Raw genomic sequence first — 15586 nt, 5'->3', positions numbered from 1 at the left:
CGATGAAATTAACTCAGTTAGCGACAGGCCTGCTGCTGGCGGGCCTGATGACCGGGTCCGCGCTGGCGGCGGATAAAATCGTTATTGCCCACCGCGGCGCGAGCGGCTATCTGCCGGAGCATACGCTGCCGGCGAAAGCGATGGCCTATGCGCAGGGTGCGGATTACCTGGAGCAGGATCTGGTGATGACGAAGGACGACCAGTTGGTCGTCCTGCACGATCACTATCTTGACCGCGTGACGGACGTGGCGGAGCGCTTCCCGGACCGCGCCCGCAAAGATGGCCGCTTCTACGCCATTGACTTCACGCTGGCGGAGATCCGCTCTCTGAAGTTTACCGAAGGCTTCGAGATTGAAAACGGCAAGAAGGTGCAGGTCTATCCGGGACGTTTCCCGATGGGCAAATCTGACTTCCGGATCCATACCTTCCAGGAAGAGATTGAGTTTGTTCAGGGGCTGAACCACTCAACCGGTAAAAACATCGGCATCTATCCGGAAATCAAAGCGCCGTGGTTCCACCATCAGGAAGGGAAGGACATTGCCGCGAAGACGCTGGAGGTGCTGAAACAGTACGGCTACACCAGCAAGAAGGACAAGGTCTACCTGCAGTGTTTTGATGCCGCCGAGCTGAAGCGCATCAAAACCGAGCTGGAGCCGAAGATGGGCATGAACCTCAACCTGGTGCAGCTGATTGCCTACACTGACTGGAATGAAACCCAGGAGAAGCAGCCGGACGGGACGTGGGTGAACTACAACTACGACTGGATGTTTAAGCCGGGCGCGATGAAGCAGATTGCGCAGTACGCCGACGGCATTGGGCCTGATTACCATATGCTGGTGGCGGAAGGCTCAACGCCGGGCCACGTGAAGCTGACGGCGATGGTGAAAGAGGCGCATGCCAGCAAGATGCAAGTGCATCCGTACACCGTGCGTGCAGACCAGCTGCCGCCGTATGCCACGGATGTGAATCAGCTTTATGAGGTGCTGTATAAGCAGGCGGGCGTGGACGGACTGTTTACGGATTTCCCGGATAAAGCGGTGAGCTTTTTGAAGGATTAACGCTGAAATTGCCGAGTGGCGGCTGCGCCTTACCCGGCCTACGAACTGCGGTTTTGTAGGTCGGGTAAGCAAAGCGCCACCCGACACATTCACATCTCGATCTCGATATCGCCTTTTGCCCGGCAGCAGCAGGGCAAAATTTCCCCTTCGTTGATAAAGGCCAGCGGTTCGGTCAGCCAGTCCACCTGGCCGGCGACCAGACGGCAGCGGCACGAGCCGCAATAGCCTTCACGACACTGGTACTCGACCTCCACCTGATGCGCTTCAAGCGCCACCAGCAGGGAAGGGTGCTCTTCCTGGCACAGCACTTCTGTACCCGAAAGGCTCAGCGTGACGCGCGTCATCAGAGCTGGAAATCGCTCAGGTCGTCGGTGTTGACTTCAGAATCAATCTGACCGACCAGATAAGAACTCACTTCCACTTCCTGCGGCGCGACCTGCACGTTATCGGACACCAGCCAGGTGTTGATCCACGGGATAGGGTTAGAGCGCGTCTGGAACGGCAGGTCGAGGCCGACCGCCTGCATGCGGATGTTGGTGATGTACTCCACGTACTGGCACAGGATGTCTTTGTTCAGGCCAATCATGGAGCCGTCGCGGAACAGATAGTCTGCCCACTCTTTCTCCTGCTGGGCCGCCAGCACGAACAGGTCGTAGCACTCCTGCTTGCACTCTTCGGCGATTGCCGCCATCTCAGGATCGTCCGTGCCGCTGCGCAGCAGGTTCAGCATGTGCTGGGTACCGGTCAGGTGCAGGGCTTCATCACGGGCAATCAGACGGATGATCTTGGCGTTGCCTTCCATCAGCTTGCGCTCGGCAAAGGCGAAGGAGCAGGCGAAGCTCACGTAGAAGCGGATCGCTTCCAGCGCGTTAACGCTCATCAGGCACAGATACAGCTGCTTTTTCAGCGCACGCAGGTTTACGGTGATGGTTTTGCCGTCCACGTGGTGGGTGCCTTCACCCAGCAGATGCCAGTAGCTGGTCATCTCGATCAGCTCGTCGTAGTAATGGGCAATGCCTTCCGCGCGCTTCTGGATCTGCTCGTTGGTGACGATATCGTCAAATACCACCGCCGGATCGTTCACGATGTTGCGGATAATGTGGGTATAAGAGCGGGAGTGGATCGTCTCGGAGAACGCCCAGGTTTCCACCCAGGTTTCCAGCTCTGGAATCGAGATCAGCGGCAGCAGCGCCACGTTCGGGCTACGGCCCTGGATGGAGTCCAGCAGCGTCTGGTACTTCAGGTTGCTGATGAAGATATGTTTTTCGTGATCCGGCAGCGACTGGTAGTCAATACGGTCGCGGGAGACGTCCACTTCTTCCGGACGCCAGAAGAAGGAGAGTTGCTTTTCAATCAGCTTTTCGAAGATGTCATATTTTTGCTGATCGTAGCGTGCCACGTTGACCGGCTGGCCGAAGAACATCGGCTCTTTGAGCTGGTCGTTTTTCGTCTGTGAAAAGGTGGTATATGCCATTGCGGTGAGTCCTGTTGAGATTTTATTGCCCGGCGGCACTGCGTTTGCCGGGCCTACAAAACCGTAGGCCGGGTAAGCGTAGCGCCACCCGGCGAAGTGCTTAGATCTTACATGCGCCGCTTTCGCAGCCATCGTCCTGAATTGACGGAACCAGGTCGTCCTGCGCGTCTTCCGCACCATCACGGGTGTTGTGATAGTACAGCGTTTTCACGCCAAATTTGTAGGCGGTGAGCAGGTCTTTCAGCAGTTGCTGCATCGGAACCTTGCCGGACGGGAAGCGCGTCGGGTCATAGTTGGTATTGGCAGAGATCGACTGGTCGATAAACTTCTGCATGATACCCACCAGCTGCAGGTAGCCGTCGTTGTTTGGCATTTCCCACAGCAGCTCGTAGTTGTCACCCAGCGTCTCGTAATCCGGCACCACCTGACGCAGCACGCCGTCTTTCGAGGCTTTGATGCTGACGTGGCCGCGCGGTGGCTCAATGCCGTTGGTGGCGTTAGAGATCTGCGAAGAGGTCTCAGACGGCATCAGGGCAGAGAGCGTGGAGTTACGCAGGCCGTGCGTTTTAATGGACTCGCGCAGGCCTTCCCAGTCGAGATGCAGCGGCTCGCTGACGATCGCATCCAGGTCTTTCTTGTAGGTGTCGATCGGCAGAATGCCTTTCGCGTAGGTGGTTTCGTTGAACCACGGGCACGCGCCTTGCTCTTTCGCCAGCTCGTTAGAGGCTTTCATCAGGTAGTACTGAATCGCTTCGAACGTCTGGTGCGTCAGGTTGTTAGCGCTGCCGTCGGAGTAACGCTTGCCGTTTTTCGCCAGCCAGTAGGCGAAGTTGATCACGCCGATACCCAGGGTACGACGGCCCATCGCACCGCGTTTCGCTGCCGGGATTGGGTAATCCTGGTAGTCCAGCAGAGCGTCGAGGGCACGAACTGCCAGCACGGCCAGCTCTTCCAGCTCGTCCAGGCTCTTAATTGCGCCCAGGTTGAATGCGGACAGCGTACACAGCGCAATTTCACCGTTTTCGTCGTTCACATCTTCCAGCGGTTTGGTCGGCAGGGCGATCTCCAGGCACAGGTTAGACTGGCGCACTGGCGCAACGACCGGATCAAACGGGCTGTGGGTATTGCAGTGGTCAACGTTCTGGATGTAGATACGGCCGGTAGAGGCACGTTCCTGCATCATCAGGGAGAACAGATCAACCGCCTTCACGCGCTGCTTGCGGATGCTGTCGTCTTTTTCGTATTTGGTGTACAGACGCTCGAACTCGTCCTGATCGGCGAAGAATGCGTCGTACAGGCCCGGGACGTCGGACGGGCTGAACAGGGTAATGTCTTCGCCCTTCAGCAGACGGGTGTACATCAGCTTGTTGATCTGCACGCCGTAGTCCATGTGACGCACGCGGTTGCCTTCGACACCACGGTTGTTTTTCAGAACCAGCAGGCTTTCCACTTCCAGGTGCCACATTGGGTAGAACAGGGTCGCAGCACCGCCGCGTACGCCGCCCTGAGAGCAGGATTTTACTGCCGTCTGGAAGTGCTTATAGAACGGGATACAGCCGGTGTGGAAAGCTTCACCGCCGCGAATCGGGCTGCCCAGCGCACGGATGCGGCCGGCGTTGATGCCGATACCGGCGCGCTGGGAAACGTATTTCACAATGGCGCTGGAGGTGGCGTTGATGGAATCCAGGCTGTCACCACACTCGATCAGCACGCAGGAGCTGAACTGACGGGTAGGGGTGCGCACGCCAGACATGATTGGCGTAGGCAGAGAAATCTTGAACGTCGATACCGCATCGTAGAATCGCTTCACGTAATCCAGACGGGTATCACGCGGGTAGTTTGAGAACAGGCAGGCGGCCACCAGAATGTAGAGGAACTGGGCGCTTTCGTAGATCTCACCGGTTACACGGTTCTGAACCAGGTATTTGCCTTCGAGCTGCTTCACCGCCGCGTAGGAGAAGTTCATGTCGCGCCAGTGATCGATAAACCCGTTCATCTGCTCGAACTCTTCTTCCGTATAGTCTTCCAGCAGATGCGTGTCGTATTTGCCCAGCTCAACCATTTTCACCACGTGATCGTAAAGCTTCGGCGGCTCAAACTGGCCGTAGGCTTTTTTACGCAGGTGGAAAATCGCCAGACGTGCAGCCAGGTACTGATAATCCGGTGCTTCGCGGGAGATCAGGTCCGCCGCCGCTTTGATGATGGTTTCGTGGATATCAGACGTTTTGATGCCGTCGTAGAACTGAATATGAGAACGCAGTTCAACCTGGGAGATAGATACGTTGTTCAGTCCTTCTGCTGCCCAGTCGAGAACTCGATGGATTTTGTCCAGATTGATACGCTCGGTAGTACCGTCGCGCTTTGTCACCAGCAGACTCTGATTCATGTGGGTTTTACCTGTCCGTGAAATAAAAAATATCCCCCGCTTATCCACAGAACCGTCTTGTGACTAACTCTGTGGATAAATACTACATATAGGGGGTTTGCGATAAGAAAAACGCTATATGGTGAGTATTCTAGTATCGAATCTTTTCAGCACAAGGGTTGATTTTGACGTTAAATTGAGGTTGTGAAAGGGTAAAAAAGGCTAAGTCCTCGTACCGTAAGGCCTGGAAGACATGTCAATAATTAAGAAAAAAAATTCAAAATTTGATCGAGTGCTGATTTCTTCAACGGGAGGTCAGAATTGCGCAACATGATGTCGCGCAATCTTTATAAGAATAACGAATGACGTTAGTCGTTTTTGGCGGTTGTGTGCAACATATAGTTAACATCAACGCCCGGTGCGAGTTTGAATTTATTGGTCAGCGGATTGTAGTGCAGGCCGGTGATGTGCTGCTCCTTGAGCCACGTCTGGTCAACCCAGCTTAACAGCTCCGCCGGCTTGATGAATTTCTTCACGTCGTGCGTGCCTTTCGGCACCATGCGCAGCACATACTCCGCGCCGACGACGGCCATCAGCCAGGCTTTAGCGTTGCGGTTGAGGGTTGAGAAGAAGACCTGGCCGCCCGGTTTCACCAGTTTTGCACAGGCGTGCACCACGGACTGCGGATCGGGAACGTGCTCCAGCATCTCCATGCAGGTTACCACGTCGTACTGATGGGCATGTTTTGCCGCATGTTCTTCCACGGTTTCCTGCACGTAGTCTACCTGTATGCCAGACTCCAGCGCGTGAAGACGGGCAACCTGCAGCGGTTCAAAACCCATATCCAGGCCCGTGACGTTCGCCCCTTCGCGCGCCATGCTTTCCGCCAGGATACCGCCGCCGCAGCCGACATCGAGCACTTTTTTACCGAACAGACCGCCGGAACGCTCCGCAATATAGCCCAGACGCAGCGGGTTAATACGGTGCAGCGGTTTGAACTCACCTTCGAGATCCCACCAGCGGGACGCCACCGCTTCAAATTTGGCAATCTCTTCGTGGTCAACGTTGTGAGCCACCGGGGATTTTTCGGCATTCATGGGCGCTTTTACTCCTTATTTAGCAAGACGAATGAGTATATCAGGCAATCCCTGTGAATAAAGCGTATAGGTTTACCTCAATCACCTCGGCTGTGTTATAATTTGCGACCTTTGAATCCGGGATACAGTAGAGGGATAGCGGTTAGATGAGCGACCTTGCGAGAGAAATTACACCGGTTAACATCGAGGAAGAGCTGAAGAGCTCCTATCTGGACTATGCGATGTCGGTCATTGTTGGCCGTGCGCTGCCGGACGTCCGCGATGGCCTGAAGCCGGTACACCGTCGCGTACTATACGCCATGAACGTATTGGGCAATGACTGGAATAAAGCCTATAAAAAATCTGCCCGCGTCGTCGGTGACGTCATCGGTAAATATCACCCACATGGTGATACCGCCGTTTATGACACCATCGTTCGTATGGCGCAGCCATTCTCCTTGCGCTACATGCTGGTAGATGGCCAGGGTAACTTTGGTTCAGTCGACGGCGACTCCGCTGCGGCGATGCGTTATACGGAAATCCGTATGTCGAAAATCGCTCATGAGCTGATGGCCGACCTGGAAAAAGAGACCGTTGATTTCGTCGATAACTACGACGGCACCGAGCGCATCCCAGATGTGATGCCCACCAAGATCCCGAACCTGTTAGTGAACGGTTCGTCCGGCATCGCGGTCGGTATGGCAACCAACATTCCGCCGCACAATATCACTGAGGTGATCAACGGCTGTCTGGCCTATATCGATGATGAAGACATCAGCATTGAAGGGCTGATGACACACATTCCGGGCCCGGACTTCCCGACGGCGGCGATCATCAACGGTCGTCGCGGTATTGAAGAAGCGTACCGTACCGGCCGCGGCAAGATTTACATCCGTGCCCGTGCCGAAGTGGAAGCGGACGCCAAAACCGGCCGTGAAACCATCATTGTTCACGAGATCCCGTATCAGGTGAACAAAGCGCGTCTGATTGAAAAAATCGCCGAGCTGGTAAAAGAAAAACGTGTTGAAGGCATCAGCGCGCTGCGTGACGAGTCTGACAAAGACGGTATGCGCATCGTGATTGAGATCAAACGCGACGCGGTGGGTGAAGTTGTCCTGAACAACCTGTACTCCCAGACGCAGCTTCAGGTCTCCTTCGGTATCAACATGGTTGCACTGCACCATGGTCAGCCGAAGATCATGAACCTGAAAGAGATCCTGAGCGCGTTCGTCCGTCACCGCCGAGAAGTGGTGACCCGTCGTACTATCTTCGAACTGCGCAAAGCGCGCGACCGTGCGCACATCCTTGAAGCGCTGGCGGTTGCGCTGGCCAACATCGACCCGATCATCGAACTGATCCGTCGTGCGCCAACCCCGGCGGAAGCGAAAACTGCGCTGATTTCCCGTCCGTGGGATCTGGGCAACGTCGCCGCGATGCTGGAACGTGCGGGCGATGACGCGGCGCGTCCTGAGTGGCTGGAACCTGAATTCGGCGTGCGTGACGGTCAGTACTACCTGACGGAACAGCAGGCTCAGGCGATTCTGGATCTGCGTCTGCAGAAACTGACCGGCCTTGAGCATGAAAAACTGCTCGACGAATACAAAGAGCTGCTGGAACAGATTGCTGAGCTGCTGCACATTCTGGGCAGCGCAGAGCGCCTGATGGAAGTGATCCGCGAAGAGCTGGAGCTGGTCCGCGACCAGTTCGGCGACGAGCGCCGCACCGAAATCACCGCCAACAGCGCGGACATCAACATCGAAGACCTGATCAACCAGGAAGACGTTGTTGTGACCCTGTCTCACCAGGGCTACGTGAAGTATCAGCCGTTAACCGACTACGAAGCACAGCGTCGTGGCGGTAAAGGTAAGTCTGCAGCACGTATCAAAGAAGAAGACTTCATTGACCGCCTGCTGGTGGCGAACACCCATGACACGATCCTCTGCTTCTCCAGCCGCGGTCGTCTGTACTGGATGAAAGTCTATCAGCTGCCGGAAGCAAGCCGTGGAGCGCGTGGTCGTCCAATCGTTAACCTGCTGCCGCTGGAAGCGAACGAACGTATCACCGCTATCCTGCCGGTACGCGAGTACGAAGAGGGCGTGAACGTCTTTATGGCGACCGCCAGCGGTACCGTGAAGAAGACCGCGCTGACCGAATTCAGCCGTCCGCGTTCTGCCGGTATTATCGCCGTGAACCTGAACGAAGGCGACGAGCTGATTGGCGTGGATCTGACCTCCGGTTCCGATGAAGTGATGCTCTTCTCTGCTGCCGGTAAAGTGGTGCGCTTCAAAGAAGACGCCGTTCGTGCAATGGGCCGTACCGCGACGGGCGTGCGTGGTATCAAGCTGGCTGGCGAAGACAGCGTTGTTTCCCTGATTATTCCGCGCGGTGAAGGGGCTATCCTGACCGTGACGCAGAATGGTTACGGTAAACGTACGGCGGAAGGGGAATACCCAACCAAGTCTCGCGGCACGCAGGGCGTAATCTCCATCAAGGTGACCGAGCGCAACGGTTCCGTTGTCGGCGCGGTGCAGGTGGACGATGCGGACCAGATCATGATGATCACCGATGCCGGTACCCTGGTGCGTACCCGCGTGTCTGAGATCAGCGTGGTGGGTCGTAACACCCAGGGCGTGATCCTCATCCGTACAGCGGAAGATGAAAACGTGGTGGGTCTGCAGCGCGTTGCCGAGCCGGTGGATGACGAAGAGCTCGACTCCATCGACGGTAGCGTTGCGGAAGGCGATGAGGATATCGCGCCGGAAGCCGACACCGACGATGACGTAGCGGATGACGCTGACGAGTAATGTCTCCTGATGCAAAAAAGGGCCGGATTCCGGCCCTTTTCTTTTGCACAAGCAGATAAGTCAACGTTGCGACCTGGCGCGTTTACCGCTACCTTAACCACATTCTTTTGACCCCGACGGCGGAGCCTCGCCCCCTTGAAATACCTCGTCTCCTTTCGTACTACGCTGAAAGTCTCTCGCTATCTGTTTCGGGCGCTGGCGCTCCTGCTTTGGCTGCTGGTAGCCCTGTTCTCGGTGTTTTACATCGTTAACGCCCTGCACCAGAAAGAAGCGGAGATCCGCCAGGAGTTTAACTTAAGCTCCGACCAGGCCCAGCGCTACATTCAGCGAACGTCTGACGTGATGAAGGAGCTGAAGTATATTGCCGAAAATCGTCTGACGGCGGAAAACGGTATCCTTGCGCTTCGCGGGCGTGATGACAAAACCGAAGTCCCGGATTTCCAGCCGCTGTTCCCGGATTCCGATTGCTCCACCATGAGCAATACCTGGCGCGGCTCTCTGGAATCGCTCGCCTGGTTTATGCGCTACTGGCGCGACAATTTCTCCGCCGCCTATGACCTGAACCGCGTCTTCCTGATTGGCAGCGAGAATCTCTGCATGGCTGACTTTGGCCTGCGCGACGTGCCCGTTGAGCGTGACGATGCGCTGAAAAGCCTGCATGAACGTATTGTCAAATACCGCAATGCACCGCAGGACGAGCGCGGCAATAACATCTTCTGGGTGAGCCAGGGCCCGCGTCCGGGCGTGGGCTATTTCTACGCCCTGACGCCGGTTTATCTGGGCAATCGCCTGCAGGCGCTGCTGGGGATTGAGCAGACCATTCGCATGGAAAACTTCTTCACCCCGGGCAGCCTGCCCATGGGCGTGACCATTCTGGATGAAAACGGTCATCAGCTGATCTCACTTGCCGGGCCTGATAACCGTCTGAACGTCGAACCGCACTGGATGCAGGAGCGGTCGTGGTTTGGCTATACCTCAGGTTTCCGCGAGCTGGTGCTGAAGAAGAGCCTGCCGCCTTCGTCGCTCAGTATCGTCTATTCGCTGCCGGTGGATATGGTGCTTGAGCGGATACGCATTCTTATTATGAATGCAATTCTGCTCAACCTGCTGGCCGGGGGCGCGCTGTTCACGCTGGCGCGCATGTATGAGCGGAAAATCTTTATTCCTGCCGAAAGCGACGCCCAGCGACTGGAGGAACACGAGCAGTTTAACCGCAAGATTGTTGCCTCGGCGCCGGTGGGGATCTGTATTCTGCGTACCCAGGACGGGACCAATATCCTGAGTAACGAACTGGCACATAACTACCTGAACATGCTGACGCACGAAGACCGGCAGAGGCTGACGCAAATTATCTGCGGTCAGCAGGTTAACTTTGTCGACGTGTTGACCAGTACGCACACCAACCTGCAGATCAGCTTTGTGCATTCCCGCTATCGCAATGAAAACGTGGCGATTTGCGTGCTGGTGGATGTCTCCGCGCGCGTGAAGATGGAAGAGTCCTTGCAGGAGATGGCGCAGGCGGCAGAGCAGGCCAGCCAGTCGAAGTCCATGTTCCTTGCCACCGTCAGCCACGAGCTGCGTACGCCGCTGTACGGGATCATCGGTAACCTCGACCTGCTGCAGACTAAAGAGCTGCCGAAAGGCGTCGACCGGCTGGTGACGGCGATGAACAATTCTTCCAGCCTCCTGCTGAAGATCATCAGCGATATTCTCGACTTCTCTAAAATCGAGTCCGAGCAGCTGAAAATCGAGCCGCGCGAGTTTTCGCCGCGCGAGGTGATGAACCATATCAGCGCCAACTATCTCCCGCTGGTGGTGCGTAAACAGCTGGGGCTCTACTGCTTTATTGAGCCGGACGTGCCGCTGACGCTGCACGGCGATCCGATGCGCCTGCAGCAGGTCATCTCTAACCTGCTCAGCAACGCCATTAAATTCACCGATACCGGCTGTATTGTGCTGCACGTCTGCCGGGCGGGGGATTACCTGAGCATTCGCGTGCGCGACACGGGGGTCGGCATCCCAGCGAAGGAGGTGGTTCGTCTGTTCGATCCGTTCTTCCAGGTCGGGACCGGCGTGCAGCGTAACTTCCAGGGTACCGGACTGGGGCTGGCGATTTGTGAGAAGCTCGTCAGCATGATGGACGGTGATATCTCCGTGGATACCGAACCCGGCATGGGCAGCCAGTTCACCATCCGCATTCCGCTCTATTCGGCGCAGTATCCGGCAAAAGCCACGGTAGACGGGCTGAGCGATAAGCGCTGCTGGCTGGCGGTGCATAACGCCTCGCTGAATGACTATCTGACGGCACTGCTTACCCACAGCGGCGTGAGGGTGTGCCGCTATGAAGGTCAAACACCGGACGTGGACGATGTGCTGATAGCCGACGAGATGCTGGAACAGCCGTGGCAGGGGAGAGGGTCAGTGCTCTTCTGCCGTCGCCACATCGGTATCCCGGTTGAGCGTGCACCAGGGGAATGGGTACACAGTGTCGCCACCCCGCACGAGCTGTTGAGCCTGCTGGCGCGCATCTACAAAGTGGAACTGGAAGAGAGCGACGGCGCGGGTGGATTGCCGTCACCGGAGTCTCTGGCGTCGGTGAATGACGATATGATGATTCTGGTGGTGGATGATCATCCGATTAACCGTCGCCTGCTGGCTGACCAGCTTGGATCGCTGGGCTACCAGTGCAAAACCGCCAATGACGGCGTGGATGCGCTAAACGTGCTGAGTAAGAATCATATTGATATCGTGCTGAGCGACGTCAACATGCCTAATATGGACGGCTACCGTCTGACGCAGCGCATCCGACAGCTTGGCCTGACGCTGCCGGTGGTGGGCGTAACGGCGAACGCGCTGGCGGAAGAGAAGCAGCGCTGTCTGGAGTCAGGCATGGACAGCTGTCTGTCGAAACCGGTGACGCTGGACGTGCTGAAGCAGACATTGTCGATTTACGCGGAGCGCGTGAGAAAAACGCGGATATAAAAAAGGCCCGGAAGGGCCTTTTTTAATTGCCCGGCGGCACTGCGCTTGCGCGGGCCTGCGGGTTTTGTAGGCCAGGTAAGCGCGAGCGCCACCCGGCATAAACAGCGGAGATCAATCCTTGTCGGTTGCGCTCAGCGTGACGGAGGAGAGATAGTTCAGCAGAGCAATATCGTTATCCACGCCCAGCTTCATCATCGCTGATTTCTTCTGGCTGCTGATGGTTTTAATACTGCGGTTCAGCTTCTTGGCAATCTCGGTCACCAGGAAACCTTCTGCGAACAGGCGCAGAACTTCACTCTCTTTCGGCGACAGGCGTTTGTCACCGTAGCCACCCGCGCTGATTTTTTCCAGCAGACGAGAAACGCTTTCAGGCGTGAACTTCTTGCCTTTCTGCAGCGCCGCAAGCGCTTTAGGCAGATCGGTCGGTGCGCCTTGTTTCAGCACAATCCCTTCGATGTCCAGATCCAGTACCGCGCTCAGGATCGCCGGGTTGTTGTTCATGGTCAGAACAATGATCGAGATATCCGGGAAGTGACGTTTAATATATTTGATGAGCGTGATCCCATCACCGTATTTGTCTCCAGGCATGGAGAGATCGGTAATGAGCACGTGTGCATCAAGCTTTGGGAGGTTATTGATCAGTGCTGTAGAGTCTTCAAATTCACCGACTACATTCACCCACTCGATCTGTTCAAGTGATTTGCGAATACCGAACAGTACAATCGGATGGTCATCGGCAATAATTACGTTCATATTGTTCATGTATAAGGCTACCTTGCTACAGCAAGCTTTTGACGTAGGCGTCAATGTCGCTGATGTATTTTTCAATGCCAGAGGCATCTTTCTCACGAATTAGATGTTCCAGCGTTTCACATAACTGCTTGCCGGGAACCAGATTAAGCATGGCAAACACCCCTTTAAGCCGGTGTGCTGTCTGTGCCAGCGCTGCAAAATCATTCGCAGCGGACTCAGTATACAACCGCTTAACATCATCTGGTACTGTATCAACAAAGAGTGAATAGTATCCGCTGGCGTGAAGCTCGGCATTTTCATTACCGCCTAACGGTGATTCCGCTATCTCTTCCTGCGCCAGCTGCTCTTCTATTAGTTGTAGTACAGCTTCCTGCATCGCATTGCTTATATTAAAGTTGACGCGCAGCTGGCCAGGGCCGATTTTCCGCACGCCTGACTCATCATCGCTTAAAAGCAAGCCGGAGGCAGTAAGATTAGACGGATTATCAGTTAAAAACAGATCAAATTCTTGACTTGCAAGTCTTTCATCCGGCGTGATGCAGGCCGCACCCCAGTTTTCTAACTGACGAACGACAATATTGCGGATCTCGTTCGACGTAACATCGACCATCACCACGACATCATCCAGCAGACGCTCTTCATCTTCTTCCTGCGGATTGGCCGCCATTTTCACGTGCAGAGAATAGCGGGTGCCGAGAGATTCACGGGCCTTGATATTGAGATGGCCGCCGAGCTTACGCGCCAGCTGATCGCACAGCCAGAAGGTTAGGGCATTGGCCTTGCCGTAGCGATCGCTTTGCGTGTCATTCAGGAACGGGAAGTGCAGATTATCAATTTCACTCGTGGTGACGCCTTCCCCGGTGTCCAGGATGCGGAACGTCAGGCGGTCTTCTGCCGACTCCTCCGTACTGACTTCGAGGGTAATCTTGCCGATCTGCGTGGTGGTCACCGCGTACTGAATAATCATCAACAGTATGCGGCGCAGCGCTTCACGATCGCCGTGGCGTTCATCATTTGCCGGGAGATTGTTATTGATCAGCAGCTGCAGCCCTTTGCGCTTAATCACGGGCAGGACTTCCGGAACCACTTCATCGATCAGATCCTGAATGGAGAAGAGGGTGGGGGTTCCCTTCCAGAAATCATTCTCCAGCATGTTCGCCAGCTGGATCTCATCAACCATTCTGACCAGCGAGTCGGCCTGACAGGCAAGCTGGTGGCTTTCTGAGGTATTTAACGCCGCCGCCTGGGTCGCCAGCGTTTTTAACGGCTGCTTAAAGGCATCGCCAATGTTCTGCATAAATGCGGCGCGCCCCTGCTGGTTTTTCTCATACAGTCTTTGCGCCTGCTTGAGCTTTTTATTCACCAGCACTTCGCGATCCTGATCGCGGATAATGAAGATTTGCGTACGTGAAGCCACCTGGCTGCGGAACTGGCGGATTTCGTACAGTTCATTGTTGATGGTGGCCTGAATCACCCCCTGGTGCTGATCCGCCATGGTAGTGATGTTCTGCAGGTTAAGATGCGGCAGCAGATGGTCGGCAATTTTATTGCTCATTACCGTACGATTTGCTTCCTGATCGTGAACTAAGACTCCAAGCGGTAGCACGGAAACAATCTCTTCATTCAGCGCGCGTAATACGCGCAGCTCATTGCTGGTACCAGCCGGGACCGCCGCGGCGTCGCTCTGACGCCCCGACTGGAAGCGGAAGGTGCTGTAGCCAAACAGCGCCAGCGCCAGCAGACCGATATTCAGCAGCAGAGGCAGCAGGATATTTTGCAGCGTGTCGAGCAACAGCGTACCAAACGGCACCTGCCACACCAGACGCATACCGGTCGAGTTCAGGGATGAGGCAATTTCGATTTTTGAACCGTTAAAGGAGATCGATACGCTCTCTGCGGCCTCTTTGTCAGACGCCGCACGCATGTTCTGGGTGCTGCTGTCGGGCTCCAGACGGAAGCTATCGAGCGGCATATCCGGCGGGATTAAATCATTAATGGGTAAATCGAAGGCGACCACCGTCGCCAGATGCCCTGGCTGGTTGAAGGTAGTGCGCAGAGTAAAATAATGACCGTTTTGCCAGGCCAGGCGGCGCAGGGAAGAGAAGCTTTCACGTTCATCAAGGGCGTTCGCCTGCTGCAGCATCTCTGCCCGGCGGGAATCGACGATGCTGCCCACGGTGGTCTCTTTAAACCCGGAAGAGAGATCTTTTAACGGCAGCGTTGAGATCAGGATCATGCTGTTGTCCTGACCGTTCAGATAGTACATCGACCATGGCACCGTTTCGGCGCCCCAGAGGGTATCCAGATAGGTCGAAATACGCTGCGTCATCTCAAGCGTCGCGCTGTCGTGAGAGCCAAAAATAAGCGCCTCAGTCTTACGCTGCGGTTTTTCGAGGTAATAGACATCCTGCTTAAGCCGTGTCTCCTGAAGTCCATCTCCGGATGAGGAGGCCGGTGCAGCTGCAATATTGTCGTAAATCTGCCAGGTGGCGTAGCGCCAGGTATCGATGCGCTTATGCACGGCGTGGGTGATATCGACGACCTGATAGCTCTTGTCCTTCAGCCAGGCATTAACCGCGCTTTGTACCATCACCCCCATGGTCACTAACAGCACAACGATCAAAAGAAGAAAGAAACGGGTGATGCTCCCGGGGAGGAGGGAGAATTTACTCGGGGCGGTGGTTTCAGTCTGACTCATTGATATCTTTAACCCGTCATGGTCATGCTCTGTGGCGATAGGGCAGTATAAAGGGTAATAACTGAATTTCCAGCGCCACTGTCCGGGAAAAGGCGACTTTTTCAACGGACAATATCGGCGGCGGGCGGCGCAGTAAACATGTACAAACACGCCGTGCGCGTACAAATAATAAGTGCGCTCAGCCAGCAAATAGCACGAATTAACAAGAAATTAAGTTTTACATCAATTGTGCGTTCGCGAAGGACGGCCGATGAGAATTTAGTTAATAGTCGTTACAATTTCGGCTCGGTAGCACAAAAAATGAGAAGTTACGTAAAGAAAGGTAAAAAAAAACCGAATGCGAAGCATCCGGCTCAATTAGGGATAAACAGACATT

General features: G+C 55.4%; 9 protein-coding genes. 3 read left to right on the top strand and 6 right to left on the bottom strand.

The window, feature by feature from the left end; translation table 11 throughout:
• Positions 1-2 precede the first annotated feature (2 nt).
• Positions 3-1058, top strand: coding sequence for a glycerophosphodiester phosphodiesterase (gene glpQ / locus ACMGGQ_RS14060; protein WP_048029690.1), 1056 nt, complete (start codon positions 3-5; stop codon positions 1056-1058).
• A gap of 89 nt (positions 1059-1147) precedes the next feature.
• Here glpQ and yfaE read toward each other — a convergent pair whose 3' ends face one another.
• The 4 genes from yfaE to ubiG form a co-directional block, all read right to left on the bottom strand.
• Positions 1148-1402: a class I ribonucleotide reductase maintenance protein YfaE gene (yfaE, locus tag ACMGGQ_RS14055; protein WP_025757202.1), complete on the bottom strand. Its 255-nt coding sequence runs from the start codon at positions 1400-1402 to the stop codon at positions 1148-1150.
• The gene (nrdB, locus tag ACMGGQ_RS14050) at positions 1402-2532 is read right to left on the bottom strand and encodes a class Ia ribonucleoside-diphosphate reductase subunit beta (RefSeq protein WP_045908711.1); all 1131 of its coding nucleotides are present in this window, start codon (positions 2530-2532) and stop codon (positions 1402-1404) included. Before nrdB ends, yfaE begins: the two co-directional genes overlap by 1 nt.
• Before the next feature lie 100 nt (positions 2533-2632).
• Positions 2633-4918: a class 1a ribonucleoside-diphosphate reductase subunit alpha gene (nrdA, locus tag ACMGGQ_RS14045; protein ID WP_045908710.1), complete on the bottom strand. Its 2286-nt coding sequence runs from the start codon at positions 4916-4918 to the stop codon at positions 2633-2635.
• A 347-nt stretch (positions 4919-5265) separates the two neighbouring features.
• Positions 5266-5994: a bifunctional 2-polyprenyl-6-hydroxyphenol methylase/3-demethylubiquinol 3-O-methyltransferase UbiG gene (ubiG, locus tag ACMGGQ_RS14040; RefSeq protein WP_045908709.1), complete on the bottom strand. Its 729-nt coding sequence runs from the start codon at positions 5992-5994 to the stop codon at positions 5266-5268.
• 146 nt (positions 5995-6140) lie between these two features.
• On the opposite strand from ubiG, the gene gyrA reads away from it, so the two are divergent.
• Both gyrA and rcsC read left to right on the top strand, forming a co-directional pair.
• Positions 6141-8777, top strand: coding sequence for a DNA topoisomerase (ATP-hydrolyzing) subunit A (gene gyrA, locus ACMGGQ_RS14035; protein ID WP_048224205.1), 2637 nt, complete (start codon positions 6141-6143; stop codon positions 8775-8777).
• A 135-nt stretch (positions 8778-8912) separates the two neighbouring features.
• Complete coding sequence (gene rcsC, locus ACMGGQ_RS14030; protein WP_048224202.1) at positions 8913-11759, top strand: two-component system sensor histidine kinase RcsC; 2847 nt, start codon at positions 8913-8915, stop codon at positions 11757-11759.
• Positions 11760-11870: 111 nt separating this feature from the next.
• Here rcsC and rcsB read toward each other — a convergent pair whose 3' ends face one another.
• Both rcsB and rcsD read right to left on the bottom strand, forming a co-directional pair.
• Positions 11871-12521, bottom strand: a complete 651-nt coding sequence (rcsB, locus tag ACMGGQ_RS14025; RefSeq protein WP_003859405.1) for a response regulator transcription factor RcsB — start codon at positions 12519-12521, stop codon at positions 11871-11873.
• A 16-nt stretch (positions 12522-12537) separates the two neighbouring features.
• The gene (rcsD, locus tag ACMGGQ_RS14020) at positions 12538-15210 is read right to left on the bottom strand and encodes a phosphotransferase RcsD (RefSeq protein ID WP_045908706.1); all 2673 of its coding nucleotides are present in this window, start codon (positions 15208-15210) and stop codon (positions 12538-12540) included.
• Between the last annotated feature and the right edge of the window lie 376 nt (positions 15211-15586).

It is taken from the genome of Enterobacter sp. BNK-13, assembly GCF_048685015.1.
Lineage (GTDB): Bacteria > Pseudomonadota > Gammaproteobacteria > Enterobacterales > Enterobacteriaceae > Enterobacter > Enterobacter quasiroggenkampii.
The sequence above is the reverse complement of the archived record's forward strand: the minus strand, read 5'-3'. Positions and strand labels throughout refer to the sequence as shown.